The organism is Flavobacterium aestivum, from assembly GCF_026870175.2.
Taxonomy (GTDB): Bacteria; Bacteroidota; Bacteroidia; order Flavobacteriales; family Flavobacteriaceae; genus Flavobacterium; species Flavobacterium aestivum.
Map to the genome: position 1 here is coordinate 3517471 of NZ_CP113977.2, position 19858 is coordinate 3537328.

Genomic DNA, 19858 nt, shown 5'->3' on the forward strand with positions numbered 1-19858 from the left:
ATTTTTTAAAAGTGCCCCATTTGTATTTAATCTCCTAAACCTAACCTACTAAATTAGAAATTTACAAACTTTTAATAATTATCGTTGAATAGATAAGTCAAATATAAAACAAAAAATCCATTAAAAGCAAATTTTATCGACAAAATACATAATTTTTTATTTTATGTAAGTTTTTAACTAGTTTTTAGTTTTGTTACAATAAAAAGAAAATTCTATTAAAAGTAAGAATATAAAGATAAATATAATGTTAATTTAGTTAATAAAACCAAAAAATCACAATTTTTTAAGAATTCTTTATTTGAAACAATAATTTTAACTCCTTCATTTACAGCAAGAATTATTTATAAAATTTAGTTTGGTGGTATCATAACTCTCCAATATGTTCCATCAAAAATAAGGGTTACACCTTGGTTACTTCCTAATGGCATATCAGATGAACATTTAATTTTTTGAGTTCCGCCTGCATTGTCATTTTGAAAAACCACTCCGGTACAGCAACTTATTGCATCATTATTTGCATTTATAATTTGAATAACCTGACCTAAAACCCCACCTGAAAAGCCTGCTATATTTTCCCAACTATTGTTAGGCACAATAAATAAGACTCCAATACCGGAAACATCATAATTACTTACAGAAGCTGAAGATTGTGTTGCTGTATTCAAAATAAGTCTTCCAAACGAACCACTTGCACCACTTACAGTTCCGGATGATGTTACATTCCCACTAGTAGTCACTGTCGTTCCAGTTAAACCTCCGGTTAATGTTCCGCCTGCCAATGGTAAATAAGTACTTGCTGCACTTGCACTTGTCAAATAGGTATTACTATCTACACTTCCGTCTCCTTTTAAAAATTGTGAAGATGTACCACCTGTTTTAATATAAGAGGCTGCTGTAATTGAAGCACTGGTATTTACACTAGTCACACTGGTATTACCCAACTGAATTTTATTGCTTGCATTAACAACCGCTCCGTTACCAATAGCTGTGGCATTGGTCAAAGCACTGGAAGATAAATCAGAATTATACCCAATTGTAGTATTATTACTTCCTGAAGTGTTATTACTTGCTGAACCGAACCCTACAGCCACATTAAAACTACCTGAACTATTGTTGTACAAAGACTCCCCACCCATTGCAGCATTTTTATTTCCTGTATCATTACCTTGCAAAGCTTCCTGTCCAAATGCAGCATTTTGATAACCTGTACTATTACTTACCATGGTTAGATGACCAAATGCAGCATTGTGGTGACCTGTAGAATTTGACTCTAATGTTTCTAGACCAACAGCCGTATTGCTTGCACCAGTCATATTACTTAACATCGACTGTCTACCAATAGCAATATTTTGATACCCTGTTGTATTGCTCACTAATGACTGATAACCAATAGCTATATTATCATCTCCTGATGTAATAGAAGTTAACGCCCCTATACCTATACCTATATTTCTGTCTGCATTACTTAATACCCCGGTAGTTTGGTGACCAATCAATATACTGTTTGAAAAGTTAGTACCCCCACTTTTAGCATCGGTAAGCCCATCTAAAGTTGTAACTGCACTTGTTAAGTAAGTATTTGAATCAACGCTTCCGTCTGCTTTTAAAAATTGAGAAGATGTACCACCAGATTTAATAATTGATGTTCCAGTGATTGCTCCAGCAGAAAAATTACCAGAAGCATCTCTTGCGACAATTGCACTTGCGGTGTTCGCAGCTGTGGCAGTAGTAGCCGAGTTAGACACCTTTCCTGCTGTTGCTATCGTAGCTAGCTTAGTGTCTACAATGCCCGCAGTCGGAGAAATTTTACTATTATTTATTGCATCATCTGCCAGTTGATTTGTCCCTACTGCTAAATCATCAATTTTGTTAGTGGTAACAGCTTTATTAATAATTTTTACTGAAGTTATTGCATCATCTGAAATCACAGGAGTAGCAGCAGTTGAACCTGTTCCTGCTAAATCTCCTCCCAGCTGTATTTTACCCTTTACTAATGCAGTTGCATCTGGGGTGGCGTTTGTGCTGATTGCATTATCCACATAGTTTTTTACCGATTTAACACTTGGGTATTTCGTATCAGAAGCTCCATCTGTGGCAACATTTGTGCTTTTATTAGCCAAATCTTCTTTCGTAGCTTCTGCAGCGGTAGCACGGGTAGTTTCGGATGCCAAATCTGTGGTTAATGTATTTTCAGCATTGGTAGCGCGGGCAACTTCTGTGCTTAAATCATTAGTCAAAGTAGTTTCGGCATTGGTCGCTCTGGTAACCTCTGCCGCTAAGGCTGTAGATGCCGTAGAAGCAACTCCATCAGCATAGTTCTTTACCGATTTTACACTTGGGTATTTCGTGTCTGATGCTCCGTCTGTAACAACATTCGTGCTTTTATTAGCCAAAGCTTCTTTCGTAGCTTCTGCAGCGGTGGCACGTGTAGTTTCGGACGCTAAATCTGTGATTAATGTGTTTTCAGTATTCGTGGCACGAGTAACTTCTGCGCTTAGATTTGTAGTCAAAGTAGTCTCGGCATTGGTTGCTCTGGTTACCTCTGCCGCTAAGGCTGCAGATGCCGTAGAAGCAGCTCCATCAACATAGTTTTTTACCGACTTAACACTTGGATATTTCGTGTCTGAAGCACCATCTGTAGTAACGTTTGTGCTTTTATTAGCCAAAGCTTCTTTTGTAGCTTCAGCAGCAGTGGCGCGTGTAGTTTCGGCTGCTAAATCTGTCGTTAATGTGTTTTCAGCATTTGTGGCACGAGTAACTTCTGCGCTTAGGTTTGTGTTCAAAGCAGTTTCGGCGTTGGTTGCTCTGGTAATTTCTGCCGTTAAGGCTGCTGATCCAGTTGAAGCAACTCCATCAACATAGTTTTTTACCGACTTAACACTTGGGTATTTCGTATCTGAAGCGCCATCTGTAGTAACATTTGTGCTTTTATTAGCCAAATCTTCTTTAGCAGCTTCTGCTGTGGTGGCACGAGTAGTTTCGGTTGCCAAATCTATTGCTAGCGAGTTTTCCGCATTTGTAGCGCGAGTAACTTCTGTGCTTAGATTCGTGGTCAACGTAGTTTCGGCGTTGGTTGCTCTGGTAACCTCAGCCTCAATTGATCCTCCTCCTGCTGAAAAAGCTATATTATCAACGTACTTTTTTACCGCATTTTGAGTTGGATATAAAACATCACTCGTTCCTAATAGAATTGAAGTAGATTTATTGACCGCATCTTCCTTAAGATTTAATGATGCCTGAGTAGCTGAACTAATTGGTTTATTTAAATCACTAGTGTTATCAACATTTTCCAGTCCTAATTCTATTTTTGCCCCTATCGCAGTATTTGCACCGGTTCCTCCATTTTCAATAGATACTAATCCTGTTACATTTGTTGAATTTGCGGCGTTTAATGCAAAAGGCACTGCCGTAAATACTTGATTACTTATTTCTTCAAAAGAAGCACAGGATCCTTGTGTGTCTAAGGATACTTTCAAACTTTTTTGACTCGAATTCCAAACAATTGCACCAAATGAGGAAACATATCCTCCGGATTGCTGTCCGGTTCCAATAACCAAATTAACCATTCCAAATCCATCTGTAGTTGTACTTATTGTTTCCTGGTATTCTGTTTGAAGCAATGCATCCAAAATTGTAAATTGCAAACAAATTCCTTTGTTTACTAATGGCGAACCTGCATCATTTCCGCTGGAAAGTCCTCCTGAATTTGGGTTAAAAATAACCGCTTGATAAGTTATTCCATTCGTTTGGGAGTAAAACACTGATGAAATAAATAAAAATAAAAGTAAAGTAATTTTTTTCATAATTTTTTATTTTAGTGATATTGGAATGTGTTATTTAATAGAATCAAAATACACTACAAGTTGTTTTTCCTGCTAAATATTAAGTCACTTTATATGTACTTTGAAAATTACTTTTAACCAAAATATTAAGTTTTGATAAGCAATGTCTTTTACTAGCCTTTTTGGGGTATTATGGTTTAGTAAACTCTTATCTTAAAGTTTATTTGGTTTTTAATAGTTTACCTGTATAACTATAATTTTTAGATATCAGTTTTATAAAATATTCACCTTCGGCAATATTTGGCAGATCAATTGTCAAAATATTGTTTTCCAGATTTTTATTCTGCCTGAGAATAGTATGACCAAGCATATCAAAAACATTAACTTCTATGCTTTCGGTAATTGGCTTTGAAAATTTAAAATGGATCGCTCCAACAAATGGATTTGGATAGGCAATGGTTTTAATATCATCCAAAGAAACAGGAATAATACTGCCCCGAGCATTCTGCTGGAATCCCTGCATGACAATATAATTTTTATTAGAAGTACCTGTCAAACTTTGTTGACCGATAGTTTGCCTAACTATTGTACCGTCTGACATTTTTTTGGACAGTCCTTGAGAAGAAATCATTTGATGATGTAAAACCTGTCCTTGTAAAGTAATAGTGAAAATTAAAAATAAATATTTCATATCAATGCAATTTTAATTAATACTCACAATCTATTTTTATGCTAAACTTATATTTTAAACTAATTTACTATTAAAATAGATACAAATCGACAAACAGTCAATAAAAATAGATTAAAAGCATGTTTTAAGCAATAAAACAATATAATTCTTACAAAATAATTATTGTAAATAAAATTATTACCCAAAAAAATTGTCTTTTTAGAAATACTGTGAGGAAAAATAGTTGCAAAAAAAAGTCCAACCGCTAAGTTGGACTTTTAGGATCTAAAAAATAATTACAATTATTTCTTATAAAATTTTTTGTATTTTGGATAAGTCAAAGCTCCAATTAGAGAAATGGTTCCAAATGAATACCATATCCAGCTCAAAGAATGTGCCTCTCCACTAGCATATGAATGCAATCCTACTAAATGGAAGTTTACTCCGTAATAGGTAAATAAAATAGATATAAAGGCAAACATACTCATTAAATTAAAAATCCACTTCCCTCTTAATGAAGGAACAAATCGAGCATGAATCACAAATGCATATACCATAATACTGATTAAAGCCCATGTTTCTTTTGGATCCCATCCCCAATAACGTCCCCAACTTTCGTTAGCCCATTGTCCTCCAAGGAAATTCCCTATAGTTAACATAATCAGACCAACTGTTAATGACATTTCATTGATGTAACTGATTTCTTTAATGTTTAAATCCATCTTTGCTTTATTCTTTTCATTGGTAAAAAAGATTAAAACAAGTGATACAAATCCTAAGATCATACCCAGGGCGAATGGTCCATAACTTGCCACAATTACCGCCACGTGAATCATTAACCAATACGAATTAAGAACAGGCTGTAAGTTTGCAATTTCCGGATCGATCCAGTTAGCGTAAGCTGCAGCAAGTATCATTGCTGTTACAAATGCTGCCGAAGCCACAGTTAATTTTGATTTGATATCAAATACCAATCCAAAGAACATAGTCGCCCAAGCCACATATACAATGGCCTCATACGCATTACTCCAAGGTGCATGTCCCGAAATATACCAACGCGCTCCTAATGTAATGGTATGCAGAAAGAAGAATACCGCAATCAAAATATGCATCGAATTGACTAAAACATTCAAAACTTTAGTCTCTTTAAAGATTTTTATAATGGTAAACAATAACATCAAAATTGCTGCAAATAAATAGGCAAAAGGCAACTTTTGTAGCAAGTCGTATTTGTTATAGGCTATTTCTAAATCAATTTTCTTTTCAGACGGTCTTACTCTACTACCAAATTTTTTCTGAAAACCATTAATGCTCTCCAATAAATCATCGGCTGTTTTGTAATTCTTAGACTCAATAGCATGTCCTAGTGTACCAAAATAAAGGGGTAAGATACTTTTTGTATAAGTAGAATCCATACCTTTCATTCCGGCATGCTCTAATTCAAGATACGAAATCCATTTATTTCCGGGATCATTAGGTATAGGGAAGATTCTTAATATACTACCACTCAAGGCAGATTCCATCAAGTTTACTTTCTTGTCTGTCTCTATAAAATCTTTTTCAAAATTGTTTGGATTACCCGCTTTATAAGCAGCATCCAGATAAGGTGATAATTTATAATTTCCTTTCTCGTCAAAGAAAGCAATAAACGGAGCAAATTTTTGTTTAGCATCTATCCCAATAATTTTACGGATACTATCGTTTTCCGGTTTAATATAAATTATCGGAATTTCTATCCACAATTGAGCGCTTTGCGTCATGGACAAAAACACTTGGTCAGAGTTCATCCCTTTGTATGAATCAGAATGACTTACTTTTCTCAATAATTCAGAAGAGAATGTATTGATTGGTTTCATTCTACCTCCAGCGTCCTGGATTATTAATCTACCAAATTTTGCTGCATGTTTTTCATTTACTGTAAAGAGTGGCAATAGAGAATCTAATTGCTTTTCTGTAGGTTTAACTCTTACATGACCGGTACTTTCATCATGCGAATGTTCAGTTTCGCCAGCTGCATGGTTATGTCCTTCATGTTCTTGTGCAAAACCACTTAAACTAAATAACAATACCAAAATCGTCATTAGCTTTGCTTTCTTATTTTTCACAACGTCTAATTTTCTTTTTAAATCGGCAAAACGGGAATGCTTGGTAAACAGAATAGCAATCATGGAAAGAAACAGCATAAAATACCCAATATAAGTAATGGTAGTTCCCCAGTAATCATGGTTTACAGACAAAACAGTTCCTTTTTCATCTGGGTCAAATGAAGATTGAAAGAAACGATAACCTTCATAATCCAAAACATTATTCATATAAATTCTGGCATCAAATGGTTTTACAGAATCTTGAACTGTTACCTGACTTTCAAAAGAAGAGTAACTTTTCTCGGTTCCTGGATATTTTTGAGCAATAAAATCATTTAGTTTTATTTTGAAAGGCAAAACATAAGCTTTACTTCCGTAGAAAAGAGAATACTCTAACCCTCCTATTTTAACGGTTTTAGAATCCCCTGTTTTTCCTTTAGATCCTAATAAAGTAACTTTTTCTTCTTTTCCATTTGCTATTACTTTAACAGTCAAAGCATCTTCATGATTTTTCTCTTTAAAATCATTTTTAGTTTCATAATCAATCACCCCAGTAACTGCAGGCTCTGGAAAAACAAATCTGATGTCACCAATACTGTACAAAGAACGCATCATCAAAGGTTGTACAATATCTTTTACCACTTTTCCTTGCATTTTATCAGCCATTCGCATAAAATTCCCTTCAAAAGGCATTTGAATGGTATAACTACTTCCGGTGGTATTAATATTGATTGCCCCTTCAGTAAATTTATTCAAGGCAAAAAGTACGTTATGGATATTCTGAACTTCTCCTGATTTCAAGAAATGCTCTTCACGACCACCATCTCCGGCTTCAACCAATTTAAAATACAAATTCCCTTTTGGATCGGGTTTAACGTATTCTTTGGCACCCATTATAAAATTATCGAATTTTACTTCAAACTTAGTATCGGCAAAATCGCCTTTCATAGTAAAATCATTATCTGTAACTGGTGATAATAAAACGGCTTTTTCAAAAACTCTACGTTTCATTTCGCCTTTATATTCTCCATCTACAAAAAGAGTCAGAAAGGTTTTATCCGAATAGAATTGATTTTCGGCAGCTCCTTCACGTATTGGCATCATTCCTTCATAGCTAATGTAACGAGTGATAAATGCACCCGCTATGATAAATATAAAAGCCAAATGCAGTAATAAGGTTGCCCATTTTTCTTTTCTAAGCAAATGGTAACGCTTGATATTCCCTATGAAATTGATCATAAAGAATCCCATAATGGCTTCAAACCACCAGGTATTATACACTAAAATTCGAGCAGTATCGGTATTGTATTTGCTTTCTATAAAAGTCCCAGTACCCATTGCAATTGCAAAAGTCAGGAATAACAAAGCCATTAATCGAGTTGAAAACAGAACAGAGAATAATTTTTTATCCATTTGAAAGGAGTTTCGTTTTATTTGAGTGTCGCAAAAGTACTCAAAATTGTCCACTTGTATTCGAAGACAATTGTTAATTTAATCCAAAAATAAGGAGGTTTTTTTAGACAAAAAAACAATAAACCGTTCCTTTAATTCTACATAAAATTAATCATTAAATATTTAAAAACCAATCAAATACATAATCCAAAATATGAAGCCTTTTTTTAGATTATATATTCTTTTACAAAATTTTCTGAATAATCTTTAATTTGTTGCCTTACAAATCTAAACTCTTTCAAAATTTCATCTTCAGTTCCTATTGCTTTTGCCGGGTCAGGAAAATTATAATGAAACTTTTTTGCCTTTGTTGGAAAAAATGGACAACGTTCTTTTGCATTATCACAAACTGTGATAACAAAATCAAAATCTATTTCATAATATTCTTCAACATTGTTTGATGTGTGATTTGAAATATCAATTCCATCTTCTTTCATAATGGCAATTGCTTTTGAATTTACTCCATGAGTTTCAACTCCCGCACTATAAATTTCAGCTTTATTTTTGGCAAAATATCTCAAATATCCTTCTGCAATTTGACTTCTGCAACTGTTTCCTGTGCATAAAACTAATATTTTTTTCATTTTTCATTTTATTAAACTAGCAACCAAATTATATTTATGATGCAAAATTTTGGATCAAAACCCCAAATCAATTGTAGTGTTGTAATGGATGTGGTAATTATAATTGGCTTTTTATATTTTATGATAAATTCTTTCATATGTGTAAATTTTATTTGACATAGGTCACCTATGGTATCGCCAGATCTTCATTGGTGTTTGCGACAGCTTCTGTCATGGCGATTTCATATTTAGCAACAGTTTCCGTCTGGAGCACAGCAAGGCTCATTATTTTTATCTGACAATCTCACTTTTTCTTTTTCCAATGAAATACCGCATTGATCTTGAGCTAAACAAGCCGTTTGTTTATTTAGCAATTGAAAATTTTCTCCATTGAATCCTAAATCGTATTTAGCAATTGTCCTATCTTGATATTCGACTTCAATTTCAAAATCTTCTATCCCTAAAACTTTTTCTGACAATTGAATAATGTCCAAAAGTTTTTTAGGTTTTAGCCTGTGTTCAAAATCATTTGCATCCCAAAGTTGAAAATTTACAACCGTTTCATTACGAACAGTTCCGCCACAATCAATAAAATTTTTATTAATTAAACCAACTTCTGTAACGTGAAAATGTTCTGGAACAAATGTTCCGTTTGGCAATTGAAAGTTTACTGTTTCAACTGTGCCTAATAACTGTTTAATTTGTGATAGTTTCATAATATGCTTTTTTCTAAATTCAACAACAATCAGTTTTCTTTTTTTCAATATGAGCATTTACGTTTTGAAAAAAACTTTTGATTTTTTCAAATCCATTTTCGTCAATACAATAGCAAATCGCATTTCCTTCAACACTTCCTTTTATCAACCCTGCATTTTTAAGTTCTTTTAAATGCTGTGAAATTGTTGGCTGTGCCAATGACAATTCATTTACAATATCGCCACAAATACAAGAATTAACTTTTAGAATGTATTCTATAATTGCAATACGAGCAGGATGTCCTAATGCTTTTATTAAAATTGCCAGTTCGTTTTGGTTATCTGTATAAAAATCTGTTTTTGTCGCTCCCATAGTTATATATCTATATTGCAATATTACAATATATCTTTCAATTAAAAAAATATAGACTATTTTTTTTAGTTATTTTCATCTGAGGATCGTGTGTACAAGCATATAAGTTAAGACATATACGTGTTATACCAGGATTAAAAAATTGAAACCAACACTTCATTTTTTTTGTTAATTTTGCAAAATGATTAAAATAACGATTATCGGTTCAGGAAATGTGGCGCAACACTTGATTGATGCTTTCGCAAAAAGCAATGCGGTAGAAATCATTCAGGTTTTTTCAAGGACACAAAAACCAATTTCTCCACTACTCGATTCCACTAAAATCACGAACGATTGGAACACTTTGGCAGAAGCCGATCTATACATTATAGCCGTTTCGGACGATGCAATTGCAGCGGTTTCATCCCAATTGCCTTTCGAGAATAGATTAGTAGTTCACACTTCGGGAAGTGCTCCTTTGATCTCGTTAGACAACAAAAACCGAAAAGGGGTTTTTTATCCGTTACAGACTTTTACAAAAGGAAAAGCGGTAGATTTTAAAGGCATTCCTTTTTGTTTGGAAACTCAATTCGAAAACGATTATCAGGTATTAGAAAAAGTAGCCCAATCCATTTCGGATAATGTTTTTGCTATTGATTCACACCAACGAAAAGCTTTGCATGTTGCGGCCGTTTTCGTTAACAATTTCACCAATCATTTATATCAATTAGGAAACGAAATCTGTCAGGAAAACAAGGTTCCTTTTGATATTTTGAAACCTTTAATCCTTGAAACTGCAGAGAAAATCCAGACCCTTTCACCCAGTGATGCCCAAACAGGCCCTGCAAAACGCAATGATCTTTCGACCATTGCAGCGCATGAATCTTTTTTAACCAATGAAAATCAATCTACAATTTATAAAATACTAACACAATCAATACTAAATCATGGCAAAAAGCTATAAAGAAATAATGAATGATATTACTACGTTTATTTTTGACGTAGATGGCGTACTAACAGACAGTTCGGTTTTTGTAACCAATGAAGGAGATATGCTTAGAACAATGAATATTCGTGATGGTTATGCCATGAAAGCGGCTATAGAAAGTGGTTATCATGTATGTATTATTTCAGGAGGAAGCAATGAAGGCGTACGAGTGAGACTTAGAAATTTAGGAATAACAGACATACATTTGGCCACTCCGGACAAGGTTGAAACGTTTAAAGAATATACAGATCTTTACTCTATTAATCCGGAGCAAGTTTTATATATGGGTGATGACATTCCAGATTATCACGTCATGAAATTAGTAGGATTACCGGCTTGTCCACAAGATGCAAGTCCAGAAATCAAAGCCATTTCTACTTACGTTTCCCACAAAAGCGGTGGTAAAGGCGCTGTTCGCGATGTCATCGAACAAGTAATGAAAGTACAAGGAAAGTGGATGACCTATTTTGACGGGAAACACGACTAAAAAATTTTAGATTACAGACTTCTGAGAATCGATAACCAACAACTGAACCCCAAAACATGAAATACCTCAAATTAATACGCTACCAAAACCTACTAATGCTTGCCTTGATGCAACTATTATTCCGTTACGGATTCTTGAAATTGCAAAATATTCCTTTGGCACTTACTGATTGGCAGTATTGTCTTTTGGTCCTTACTACAGTTTTAATTGCTGCTGGAGGTTATGTAATTAATAATATTTTGGATCAGGCAACTGACAATGAAAACAAACCCGATCAAGTAGTTGTAGGCAAAAGTATTTCTGAAACCCTAGCTTATAATATCTATTTAGCATTAACTGTTGTAGGTGTCAGCATTGGGTTTTATTTGTCTAATGTAATTTCAAAACCCGGTTTTGCTTCTATCTTTATTATGATAGCCGCTACGTTATATTTATACGCAACAAGTCTCAAACAAATGATGCTTGTAGGGAATCTAATCGTTGCTTTACTACTATCATTTAGCGTTATTATTATTGGTGTTTTTGACCTTTTTCCGGTTACCAATGCAGGGAATCAACAAACTATGGCTGATTTATTTTCAATACTTCTTGATTATGCCATATTTGCTTTTATCATTAACTTCATCAGAGAGATAGTAAAGGACCTGGAAGACGTCAATGGAGATTACAATCAAGGTATGAATACATTACCAATAGCCCTAGGAATTAACCGAACATCAAAACTGGTATTAATTATAAGCTTCATTCCCTTACTATTGGTTATATTCTATATTAATGCCTATTATATTGAATACAATTTACACATCGCAACAATATATGCTTTGTTATTTATTGTTTCCCCCCTGCTCTATTTTACCATAAAAATGGCTACGGCAAAAAATACCAAAGATTTTCATCACTTAAGTACAGTTCTTAAGTTTGTGATCTTATTGGGATTGTTCTCTATTGCAATTGTTACCTATAATATTCAACATCATGCTTAAAGGAAAACTAAAAAATTATAAACTCATACTGGCTTCAGGTTCACCTAGAAGACAACAATTCTTTAAGGATTTAGACTTAGATTTTGAAATTCGACTCAAAGAAATAAAAGAAATTTTTCCTCCTGAATTGAAAGCTGAGGAAATTACCAACTATCTCGCAGAATTAAAAGCCAATGCATTTGAAGGTGAATTGCAAAACAATGAAATTTTAATCACCAGTGACACTATTGTTTGGCACAAAAATTGTGCTTTAGGTAAACCAAAGGATCATCAGGACGCTTTTCAAATTTTAAAGTCATTATCGAATGCAACGCACGAAGTCATTACTTCTGTATGTTTTAAGACAAATACAACATCCGATTTGATTTTTGAGATAACAAAAGTTACCTTTAATGAATTAAGTGATGAAGCTATTCTTTATTATTTAGAAAACTACAAGCCTTATGACAAAGCTGGATCGTATGGAATTCAGGAATGGATTGGGTTTATTGGAGTTTCAAAAATAGAAGGATCCTATGCTAATGTTATGGGAATGCCCACAGACAAAGTATATGAGTATTTAAATAATTTATAAACAAAATAAGATTAATGGAGTTTTTTGATCAATATCTTAAAGAACAAATAAGTACTGGAGTATTGATATTGATTGTTATTTTATTACGCACTACTGTTTCAAAATTAGTGCGACGATATGCCAAAACAAGTCAGATTATTGAGAGAAGAACCAACTTGGTTATCAAATACATTAACATCCTTATCAATATTTTGGCAATAATCACCTTAATATTAATTTGGGGGGTTCAAGCCAAAGACATTTTTATTACGCTTTCGTCTATTGCCACCGTAATTGGTGTGGCCATGTTTGCCCAATGGTCGATCTTGAGTAATATTACTTCCGGAATCATTTTGTTTTTTTCTTTTCCTTTCAAAATTGGAGATGTAGTTTTAATTCATGACAAAGATTTTATTGAAGAAGGAGAAATAGAAGATATTGGCGCTTTTCATGTGACTTTGCGATCAAAAGAAGGAGAAATAATAATCTATCCAAATAATTTATTTTTTCAAAAAGGAATTTCGATCATAAAAAAACCTTCAACCAATGATAAGGAGTTTACTGATTAAACAAAAAGGTTTTAATTACAAATAACTAAGATATTTTATTCGGAACTTCTTAAAATTATACAAGACTTGCATAAAATTTCTTAATCCATATAAAATTTAATAATCATATAAAACAATGTGAACTTTTACAAGCTAAAAAGAATACTATTAATGTTTTACAAAAGAAATCATAAAAATAAAACATCTTAAATTATTCGATTTTCATGATACAATAATAACATTATAGTTTAGTTATTGTCTATCTAAGAAATTCAAAAAAAAATAATTTTACACCTAATAAGCAGTATACAAATAAACCCTAAATACCAATTTTAAAAACAATGAAAACAATTAAAACAATTATTATTGGACTCCTGTTTTTTGCAGCGAGTTCAACACAAGCCCAGGTTTCTGTGAATGTAAACATAGGAACGCCCAACGTAAATGTGAATGTGGGAAGACCTCCTGTTTGGGGTCCAGTAGGCTATGATGATACAGAATATTATTATTTGCCAGATATAGAAGTGTATTATGATATACGAGCATCACAATATATTTATTTCGGAAACGGTGGCTGGATAAGAGCAAGACAATTACCTCATCGTTGTAGAAACTATGACTTATATAGTGGCTATAAAGTAGTACTGACTGATTATCATGGTCATACACCGTATTCTTATTTCAATACTCACAGAGTAAAATATTATAAAGGATACAAAGGAAAACCACAAAAAAACAGAGGTGAATACAGAGTACGCTATGAAAATGATGATTATGATGATCACGGTCACGATCATCATGATAAGCATGAAGGAAGAGGTCATGGAAATGGACACGGTCATGGACATGGACACGGAAATCATTAATCCATTTTTGTTATAAAAGAAGAAGCCGACTCAAAATTGAGTCGGCTTCTTCTTTTATAAAGTAATAAGTAAACGAATGTTTTAATTCGTTTTCATAGGTGGTAAGTCAAAAGCTTTAGAATCGTGTTCAAAACTATTGCGATGCGCACCATCACAAAAAGGTTTATTAGATGATAACCCACAACGACAAAGCCCTAATGCTGCTCTTCCTTGTAGTCCATAAACGTTACCTTCCTGATCCATTATTTCGAAATCGCCTTCAATTTTTATAGACCCATTGCGATTGATTACTAATTTTGTCTTGCTCATACTGCTATTATATTTTTTTTGAGCCCAAAGATTGCAAAATATATTTTTAGTCTTTAGTGTTATGCTACTTTTTTATAGTTCAAAGCCCTAATTTACATTAATTCTATTTTACTCAAAAAACCAATCGCAGATTTGTTTTATCAGTTTGTTATCTCTAAAGCGATGTCACTTGCATTATCAATTTCATACTAAAAACATCATAAATCACCTTCCTATAATAATAAATTAGTAAACATTAACTTATTATTAGGTTAACATCGCAAATAGGGAATTAAAATATTTTTGCGCCAAATTAACAAAAACAAAATTCTAGATGAAAAACCTATTCCCAATCGTAGCAACACTACTTTTTGCTTTTAGCGCAAATAGCCAAACCAAGGACTACGCCACTCTTAAAGTAAAAGTCACCAATCTTCAAGTAGATTCTTTAGTGATTATCTCATACAAAAGACCAAATTTCAAAAAAATCATAAAAGTAAATAAGGAAGGTGTACTGAAAGACACTCTAAATGTAAAAGGAGATAAATATTATGTAAGCAATTGTTCTAATCTATTCCCTAACGGAATATACTTAAGCAACGGATACGATTTAAAGATTAGTGTTGATGCCAAAGAACCGGGACAAACCCTTGAATTTAGCGGAAAAGGCGCTGCCGAAAATGAATTTGCAACCACCTTTGCCAAAAACGAAGAGAACTTTGATTATGAATCTTTATTACAATTAAGCGAATCCGAATTCAATAAGGAAATTGATAAAATACGTTTGAATTTATTCGCAACTCTGGACAAAAAGAAATATGCTTCAGATTTTGTTGCTTACCAAACCAGTTATTTAGATTATTTTATCGAAATGAAAACCCAAGCCTACAAAGACATTGTAGAAGAGAAAAAATAAGAAATCATTTTCTCCTAACATTACAAAAAGCAAAAGCTATAAAAGTCTACTTGATTTTTATAGCTTTTGTGTTTTTAAAACCCTTTTTGGGAAAATAACAACTCCCCTATTTTTACAAACAACAGTCGCCTATCAAAACCATAGGCGAGCCTACATTTCCATACTACAGTGATTTTGGAACTAAATTGAGTCTCTCGAATTTGACAAATTACCCCAAATACAAAACTAATTTTCCATTAAGCCAATTGCCCAAATCCGTTGTAGTAGCTATTGCACCCAGTTTTTATTTACGATTTAGTTTAATTCTACTATATTTTTTGTCCAAAGGTTGTAAAATACTGTCCGAAATTATCAAATATCTTTTAGTGATTTCTTTGTCTGTTTTACTTTCTATATTTTCATCATCAAGAATAATTATATTCTTTTCAATATGATATTTTCCAATAAATGTGCATCGATTTTCAATATACGATCTTGTTACTTCAAAGGAATTATTTTCATACAATACTATCCAAGCTCTCTCATACTCGTCTTCAATAACTCCTTCATATTTAATTTCTCTCCAAAATTTATTTTCATTAGCTATAATTAGAAAACTATTCAAGGTAACAAACATAATAAAGAGGTACAAAGGAATAAAATCAAATTTTTCTCCTTTGTTAAACAATTTAAACAAATCTCGAATTTCAATTATTATAAAACTAAGAATAAAAATTACACTTAAAAAAGCAAATAATAAACCTTTAGCCATTCCTTCGCAGAAATCACCAAAATGAAGGTTTAAACATAAAGTCAATAAGAGCAAAATTGCTAATATTCCGTATTTAATTTTCTTTCGTTCTTTCATCTTTAAAATTGAGTACAACGTTCTGATGCTACAGCGGGTTTGGTTCTAAATCAACCCCTATTTTTCGGATTTTCCAAATCATCCCAAATACAAAACCAACTTTCCATTAAGCCAAATGTCTAAATCCCTTGTAATAGCTATTTTACGTCGTTTTTTTATTTGGTTCTGTTAAACAAAACATCTAATGGTGATAATCCTTTAGCTTTGTTCAATACGTTATCTAGTATGAATTTTTCGTCTAGAATTATTTTCTCCTCTTTATTTTTTTTAAACTCTTTATAAATCTCTACAATAGTAAAATAATCCCAATTAAATAATTTATTAATATCATAAACCTCTTTATCACAAGATAATCTCAATAAATACTGAATGTTAGATTTACCACCTTTTGATTTAATTTTGATTTCAGTTCTTTTAATATCTATTTTTTCTTCCCATTTGCTGTTGAATTCATATCCGATTAAAGTGATTTTTTCTTTATCAATTCTAATTTCACTTATAAAATTAATGGAATTTATATAATTTTCTATTGTATAAAGTAGTGCAGCAATTATAAAAAATACTAAACCTATTAATTCCCCATAATCTTCTTCGCTGGCACAAAACCAGTAAATAATTATTCCTAAAATAATCAAAATACAAAAAAACATGTCATTTTTTATTCGGTCTGTAAATTTTATAAAATCAGTTTTAAAAACCTTCTCGTTCATTAGATTTCGTTCGGTTAAAATGTCGTACAACATGCATATATCTATGACTAATCACTCCAATCCACCCAAATCTGGGTAATTTTGTGTGACAAACTCTCGGTATTACTTTTTCTAAATATATAAGGATATATAAAAGAGAGGCTGTCTATTTAGACAACCTCTCTTATCAAAACCAAATTTGGCAGTATGTTATTTCTTATCAGTTAATTTTTCTAGATAAGCGTTTTTTTCTTTTTCCGCAGCTAGTAAGCGTTCGTAAAGTTTTTTATTTTCATCGTAAGCTTCTACTAACTTATCAAGTGGATTGAATGTACAATTAGTTGCAAAAATACTTCCAGTTGTAACAACGTTGTCTTGAAAAGTATTAAAATAATTAATAACCCCATCTTCCGAAAAGTTTTTAATTGCTTCTACACTTACACCAAGAGCTTTTGCAACTTCTACCAGTTTTTCTTCCTCGATAGTTTCGCTATTCTCCATAACAGATATTGCCTGTTGATTTGTTCCTAAAGCCTGTGCTAAAGCTTCTTGCTTCATGTCTCGGAGTTCGCGAATACGGCTTATTTTTCGCCCTATATGGTTTGGTTTTGTTACTGTGCTCATAGGCCAAAGATATTTAAAATTCTGTAAAAAAAATCGGTTTTGGTAAAAAACTAGTATGCATTTGTAAGATACATTTTTCAATATTTTCAAGAATATCAATCATAATATTCGTTACCTATTTCATCAATATATCCGCTTTTTCCATTATCTAGGGTAAAACGTGCGAGATTAAACCGGTATTTTTCTAATACTTTGTATTTAATTTTAGTAATTCCAAAGTACCCAAAATGATGATCCTTTTCTAATTTAATAATGAAATTTTTAACACTAATATTATCGTAAAAAGTAATATTCCCATTTTTTAAAATTCCAAATAGATTATCTTTTTCAATAATAACAGTATGCGGATAATATTTTATATCATCAAATATGAATGTGTTTTCATCATAAGTTAACGTTGTTTGACAATTTGGAAAATAAATTTCATTGACTTTATCAATACTAATTGAATCGATCGGTTTCGCTTTTATTGTGTCATTATGCAAACGAAATGGCAAGATTCTTTCCGTTACAACATACTTATTCACTTTTTTTCAATATTATATTCGTAAGTATTAACTGTTCCACATACTGACAATGCTAACCTTGTTTTTTTTAATTTCTTAAATCTGGTATCCAAAAATATCATTTGATTTTTATCATCAAGACATTGCAGAATTTGATTGCTTAAATTACCAATATATTTATAATTTTTAAGTTTTATTTTTCCGTTATCATTTATTAAAAAGTATTTATTAGATATTGTATCTCTATAAATGTTATATTCCTTATCATTTTTAGAATTAAAATAGCCTTCATTAGATAAGTTTTCTTGGCTAAAAACATTAAAGTGTATAATTATAATTAATAGTAAATAGATTTTTTTCATTTTGGTTATTCTAATTATTATTTAGTTCACAATTTCTTCCGTTATTGTTTTTCCGGTTTTGGCATCTATACTAAAAAATTATAATTGGTCGTTTGTAGAGAGAGTCCATTTCATGATTTTTTTCTTCGATTTACCTGTAGTACCGTCTATATAGTAATACAAATCACCTTTGTTGTGTTTGTAATATTTATCCTGAAGATTGTTTTCATAGACACTACCATCTTCTTTTCGGGCAATAGGTCTTACAATCCATAAAGGCGTATCATTAGGACGGTCATTTAAGTCCGCTCTTCGTAATGCAAAATCTTTGATATTGTATTTTCTTAACTCTCGTTCTCCTATAAGTTTTTTGCATATTTCTATTGCTTCTTGCCAGCAAATAGTGTAACCTTTATCATTGTCTATTTCTTTTACTATATTACCTTCTTTATCGAAATCGTATTCTTTAAATAGTTTTGCTTCTCCAGACGAACTATTGAAAGAAACTTGCGATATTTTGCCTTCTAATGAATAATCGAGATATTTAACAACCCCTAATTGCTTATCAATTTTTATATTAAGAACCCCTCTTGAAGCACTATATAGTGAATAGGTAACACTATATAGCTCATTATCAATTAAAACTAATTCTCCCTTTTTCAGTTCATTTATATCTATATTCAAAAACATTTCATTTTTCGATACAGTAAAAATGGAATCTGTATAACATTTTTTTTCTTGTGAATACCCTTCAATATTTGATACAAGAAAGAAAAAAGCTAAAAACAAACATATTAAAAATTTATTTTTCATGGTATAGAAATTGACCTGTCTGATTGCAATTGCTTGTTTGAAGAACAAGCAAAAATAAAGAGCACTAAAAATGCTAAATATGGTTTCATGATTTTATTTTTTAGTGTAATAAATCCTATTGCCATTTCCGAGTATATTCTTTGTCAAGTGAACAATCACACCATCTTTATTAATTTACAATTTCTTCCGTTATTGTCTTTCCAGTTTTGGCATCTATTCTAAAAAATTTATGTTTTATTATTTCAAACTTTTTTGTTCTATGAGATGCAAAATAAACTTTCCAAGAATATTCTCTTTCATTGTTCTTAATTAATGAATCTCTTTGTAGTGCTTGAAAATAAAATTTACTCCCCGCTTTTTTTATAGTTGATTGTATAATTTCTTTATAGCAAATTGGGTATTTACTATATTGATTATGATCGATAGTTTTGATTACTTGACCTTGGTCATTATAGATGTATTCGTTACCAATGTTGAAATTGCCTTTGTTGTAAAATGAATATAAATGTATTATTCTTAAAGTTTTTTTATCATATAATATATGCTTTTCAATATTTGATATTTTGTTAATAATATATTTTCTCCATCCATCTGATTTTGTATCAACAGTAATTTCAATACTATCATTTTCAAGTAGAGTAGAATATCCTTCTTTATAAAGCTCATTTTTATATGGCTCAATATTTATTGTCTTATCAATGTCAAGAATTTTATCATTAAAATCACAATTTGATGTGTCATATTGTAATTGCTTGTTTGATGAACAAGCAAAAAAGAAAAGAGCTAAAATGAATATATATGTTTTCATAAT

21 protein-coding genes are annotated in these 19858 nt (G+C 31.8%); 7 read left to right on the plus strand and 14 right to left on the minus strand.

Annotated elements, in window-relative coordinates:
* Window positions 1–350: 350 nt before the first annotated feature.
* From OZP08_RS15120 to OZP08_RS15145, 6 genes are all read right to left on the minus strand, one after another.
* Window positions 351–3803, minus strand: coding sequence for a beta strand repeat-containing protein (locus tag OZP08_RS15120; RefSeq protein WP_281322232.1), 3453 nt, complete (start codon window positions 3801–3803; stop codon window positions 351–353).
* A 199-nt stretch (window positions 3804–4002) separates the two neighbouring features.
* On the minus strand, window positions 4003–4473 hold the full coding sequence (locus OZP08_RS15125; protein WP_281322233.1) for a T9SS type A sorting domain-containing protein: 471 nt from the start codon (window positions 4471–4473) through the stop codon (window positions 4003–4005).
* Between the two features lie 281 nt (window positions 4474–4754).
* The gene (locus tag OZP08_RS15130) at window positions 4755–7949 is read right to left on the minus strand and encodes a cytochrome c biogenesis protein CcsA (RefSeq protein WP_268846931.1); all 3195 of its coding nucleotides are present in this window, start codon (window positions 7947–7949) and stop codon (window positions 4755–4757) included.
* A gap of 206 nt (window positions 7950–8155) precedes the next feature.
* The gene (locus OZP08_RS15135; RefSeq protein ID WP_268846932.1) at window positions 8156–8572 is read right to left on the minus strand and encodes an arsenate reductase ArsC; all 417 of its coding nucleotides are present in this window, start codon (window positions 8570–8572) and stop codon (window positions 8156–8158) included.
* Window positions 8573–8799: 227 nt separating this feature from the next.
* Entirely contained in the window at window positions 8800–9267 is a 468-nt protein-coding gene (locus OZP08_RS15140; protein ID WP_268846933.1) for a DUF6428 family protein, read from the minus strand.
* Window positions 9268–9286: 19 nt separating this feature from the next.
* On the minus strand, window positions 9287–9619 hold the full coding sequence (locus OZP08_RS15145; protein ID WP_281322234.1) for an ArsR/SmtB family transcription factor: 333 nt from the start codon (window positions 9617–9619) through the stop codon (window positions 9287–9289).
* 181 nt (window positions 9620–9800) lie between these two features.
* Between OZP08_RS15145 and OZP08_RS15150 the strand changes: the two genes are divergently transcribed.
* From OZP08_RS15150 to OZP08_RS15175, 6 genes are all read left to right on the plus strand, one after another.
* Window positions 9801–10562 (plus strand): Rossmann-like and DUF2520 domain-containing protein, encoded by a 762-nt coding sequence (locus OZP08_RS15150; protein ID WP_281322235.1) that lies wholly within the window; start codon window positions 9801–9803, stop codon window positions 10560–10562.
* The gene (locus OZP08_RS15155) at window positions 10546–11073 is read left to right on the plus strand and encodes a KdsC family phosphatase (RefSeq protein ID WP_268846935.1); all 528 of its coding nucleotides are present in this window, start codon (window positions 10546–10548) and stop codon (window positions 11071–11073) included. The genes OZP08_RS15150 and OZP08_RS15155 overlap by 17 nt, the downstream gene beginning before the upstream one ends.
* 56 nt (window positions 11074–11129) lie before the next feature.
* Window positions 11130–12056, plus strand: a complete 927-nt coding sequence (locus OZP08_RS15160) for a geranylgeranylglycerol-phosphate geranylgeranyltransferase (RefSeq protein ID WP_281322236.1) — start codon at window positions 11130–11132, stop codon at window positions 12054–12056.
* The gene (locus tag OZP08_RS15165) at window positions 12049–12630 is read left to right on the plus strand and encodes a Maf-like protein (protein ID WP_281322237.1); all 582 of its coding nucleotides are present in this window, start codon (window positions 12049–12051) and stop codon (window positions 12628–12630) included. Before OZP08_RS15160 ends, OZP08_RS15165 begins: the two co-directional genes overlap by 8 nt.
* A gap of 14 nt (window positions 12631–12644) precedes the next feature.
* A complete protein-coding gene (locus tag OZP08_RS15170) occupies window positions 12645–13178 on the plus strand; it encodes a mechanosensitive ion channel domain-containing protein (protein WP_268846936.1) in 534 nt (177 codons plus the stop codon).
* Window positions 13179–13498: 320 nt separating this feature from the next.
* A complete protein-coding gene (locus tag OZP08_RS15175; RefSeq protein ID WP_268846937.1) occupies window positions 13499–14023 on the plus strand; it encodes a hypothetical protein in 525 nt (174 codons plus the stop codon).
* 81 nt (window positions 14024–14104) lie between these two features.
* Here the strand turns inward: OZP08_RS15175 and OZP08_RS15180 are convergent, their stop codons facing one another.
* On the minus strand, window positions 14105–14332 hold the full coding sequence (locus OZP08_RS15180; RefSeq protein WP_268846938.1) for a CDGSH iron-sulfur domain-containing protein: 228 nt from the start codon (window positions 14330–14332) through the stop codon (window positions 14105–14107).
* 313 nt (window positions 14333–14645) lie between these two features.
* Between OZP08_RS15180 and OZP08_RS15185 the strand changes: the two genes are divergently transcribed.
* A complete protein-coding gene (locus tag OZP08_RS15185) occupies window positions 14646–15227 on the plus strand; it encodes a hypothetical protein (protein ID WP_268846939.1) in 582 nt (193 codons plus the stop codon).
* Window positions 15228–15510: 283 nt separating this feature from the next.
* On the opposite strand, the gene OZP08_RS15190 is transcribed toward OZP08_RS15185, so the two are convergent.
* The 7 genes from OZP08_RS15190 to OZP08_RS15220 all read right to left on the minus strand — a co-directional run bounded on the left by OZP08_RS15190 (window position 15511) and on the right by OZP08_RS15220 (window position 19855).
* Window positions 15511–16074 carry a hypothetical protein gene (locus OZP08_RS15190; RefSeq protein ID WP_281322238.1) on the minus strand — a complete coding sequence of 188 codons (564 nt, stop codon included), beginning with the start codon at window positions 16072–16074 and terminating at the stop codon, window positions 15511–15513.
* Window positions 16075–16229: 155 nt separating this feature from the next.
* Window positions 16230–16784 carry a hypothetical protein gene (locus tag OZP08_RS15195; RefSeq protein WP_281322239.1) on the minus strand — a complete coding sequence of 185 codons (555 nt, stop codon included), beginning with the start codon at window positions 16782–16784 and terminating at the stop codon, window positions 16230–16232.
* Window positions 16785–16973: 189 nt separating this feature from the next.
* Complete coding sequence (locus OZP08_RS15200) at window positions 16974–17387, minus strand: helix-turn-helix domain-containing protein (RefSeq protein ID WP_268849531.1); 414 nt, start codon at window positions 17385–17387, stop codon at window positions 16974–16976.
* 95 nt (window positions 17388–17482) lie between these two features.
* Window positions 17483–17914, minus strand: coding sequence for a hypothetical protein (locus OZP08_RS15205; protein ID WP_268846942.1), 432 nt, complete (start codon window positions 17912–17914; stop codon window positions 17483–17485).
* Window positions 17911–18255, minus strand: a complete 345-nt coding sequence (locus OZP08_RS15210) for a hypothetical protein (protein ID WP_281322240.1) — start codon at window positions 18253–18255, stop codon at window positions 17911–17913. Before OZP08_RS15210 ends, OZP08_RS15205 begins: the two co-directional genes overlap by 4 nt.
* Window positions 18256–18333: 78 nt before the next feature.
* Entirely contained in the window at window positions 18334–18918 is a 585-nt protein-coding gene (locus OZP08_RS15215; RefSeq protein ID WP_281322241.1) for a hypothetical protein, read from the minus strand.
* A gap of 298 nt (window positions 18919–19216) precedes the next feature.
* Window positions 19217–19855, minus strand: coding sequence for a hypothetical protein (locus OZP08_RS15220; protein WP_281322242.1), 639 nt, complete (start codon window positions 19853–19855; stop codon window positions 19217–19219).
* Window positions 19856–19858: the final 3 nt, after the last annotated feature.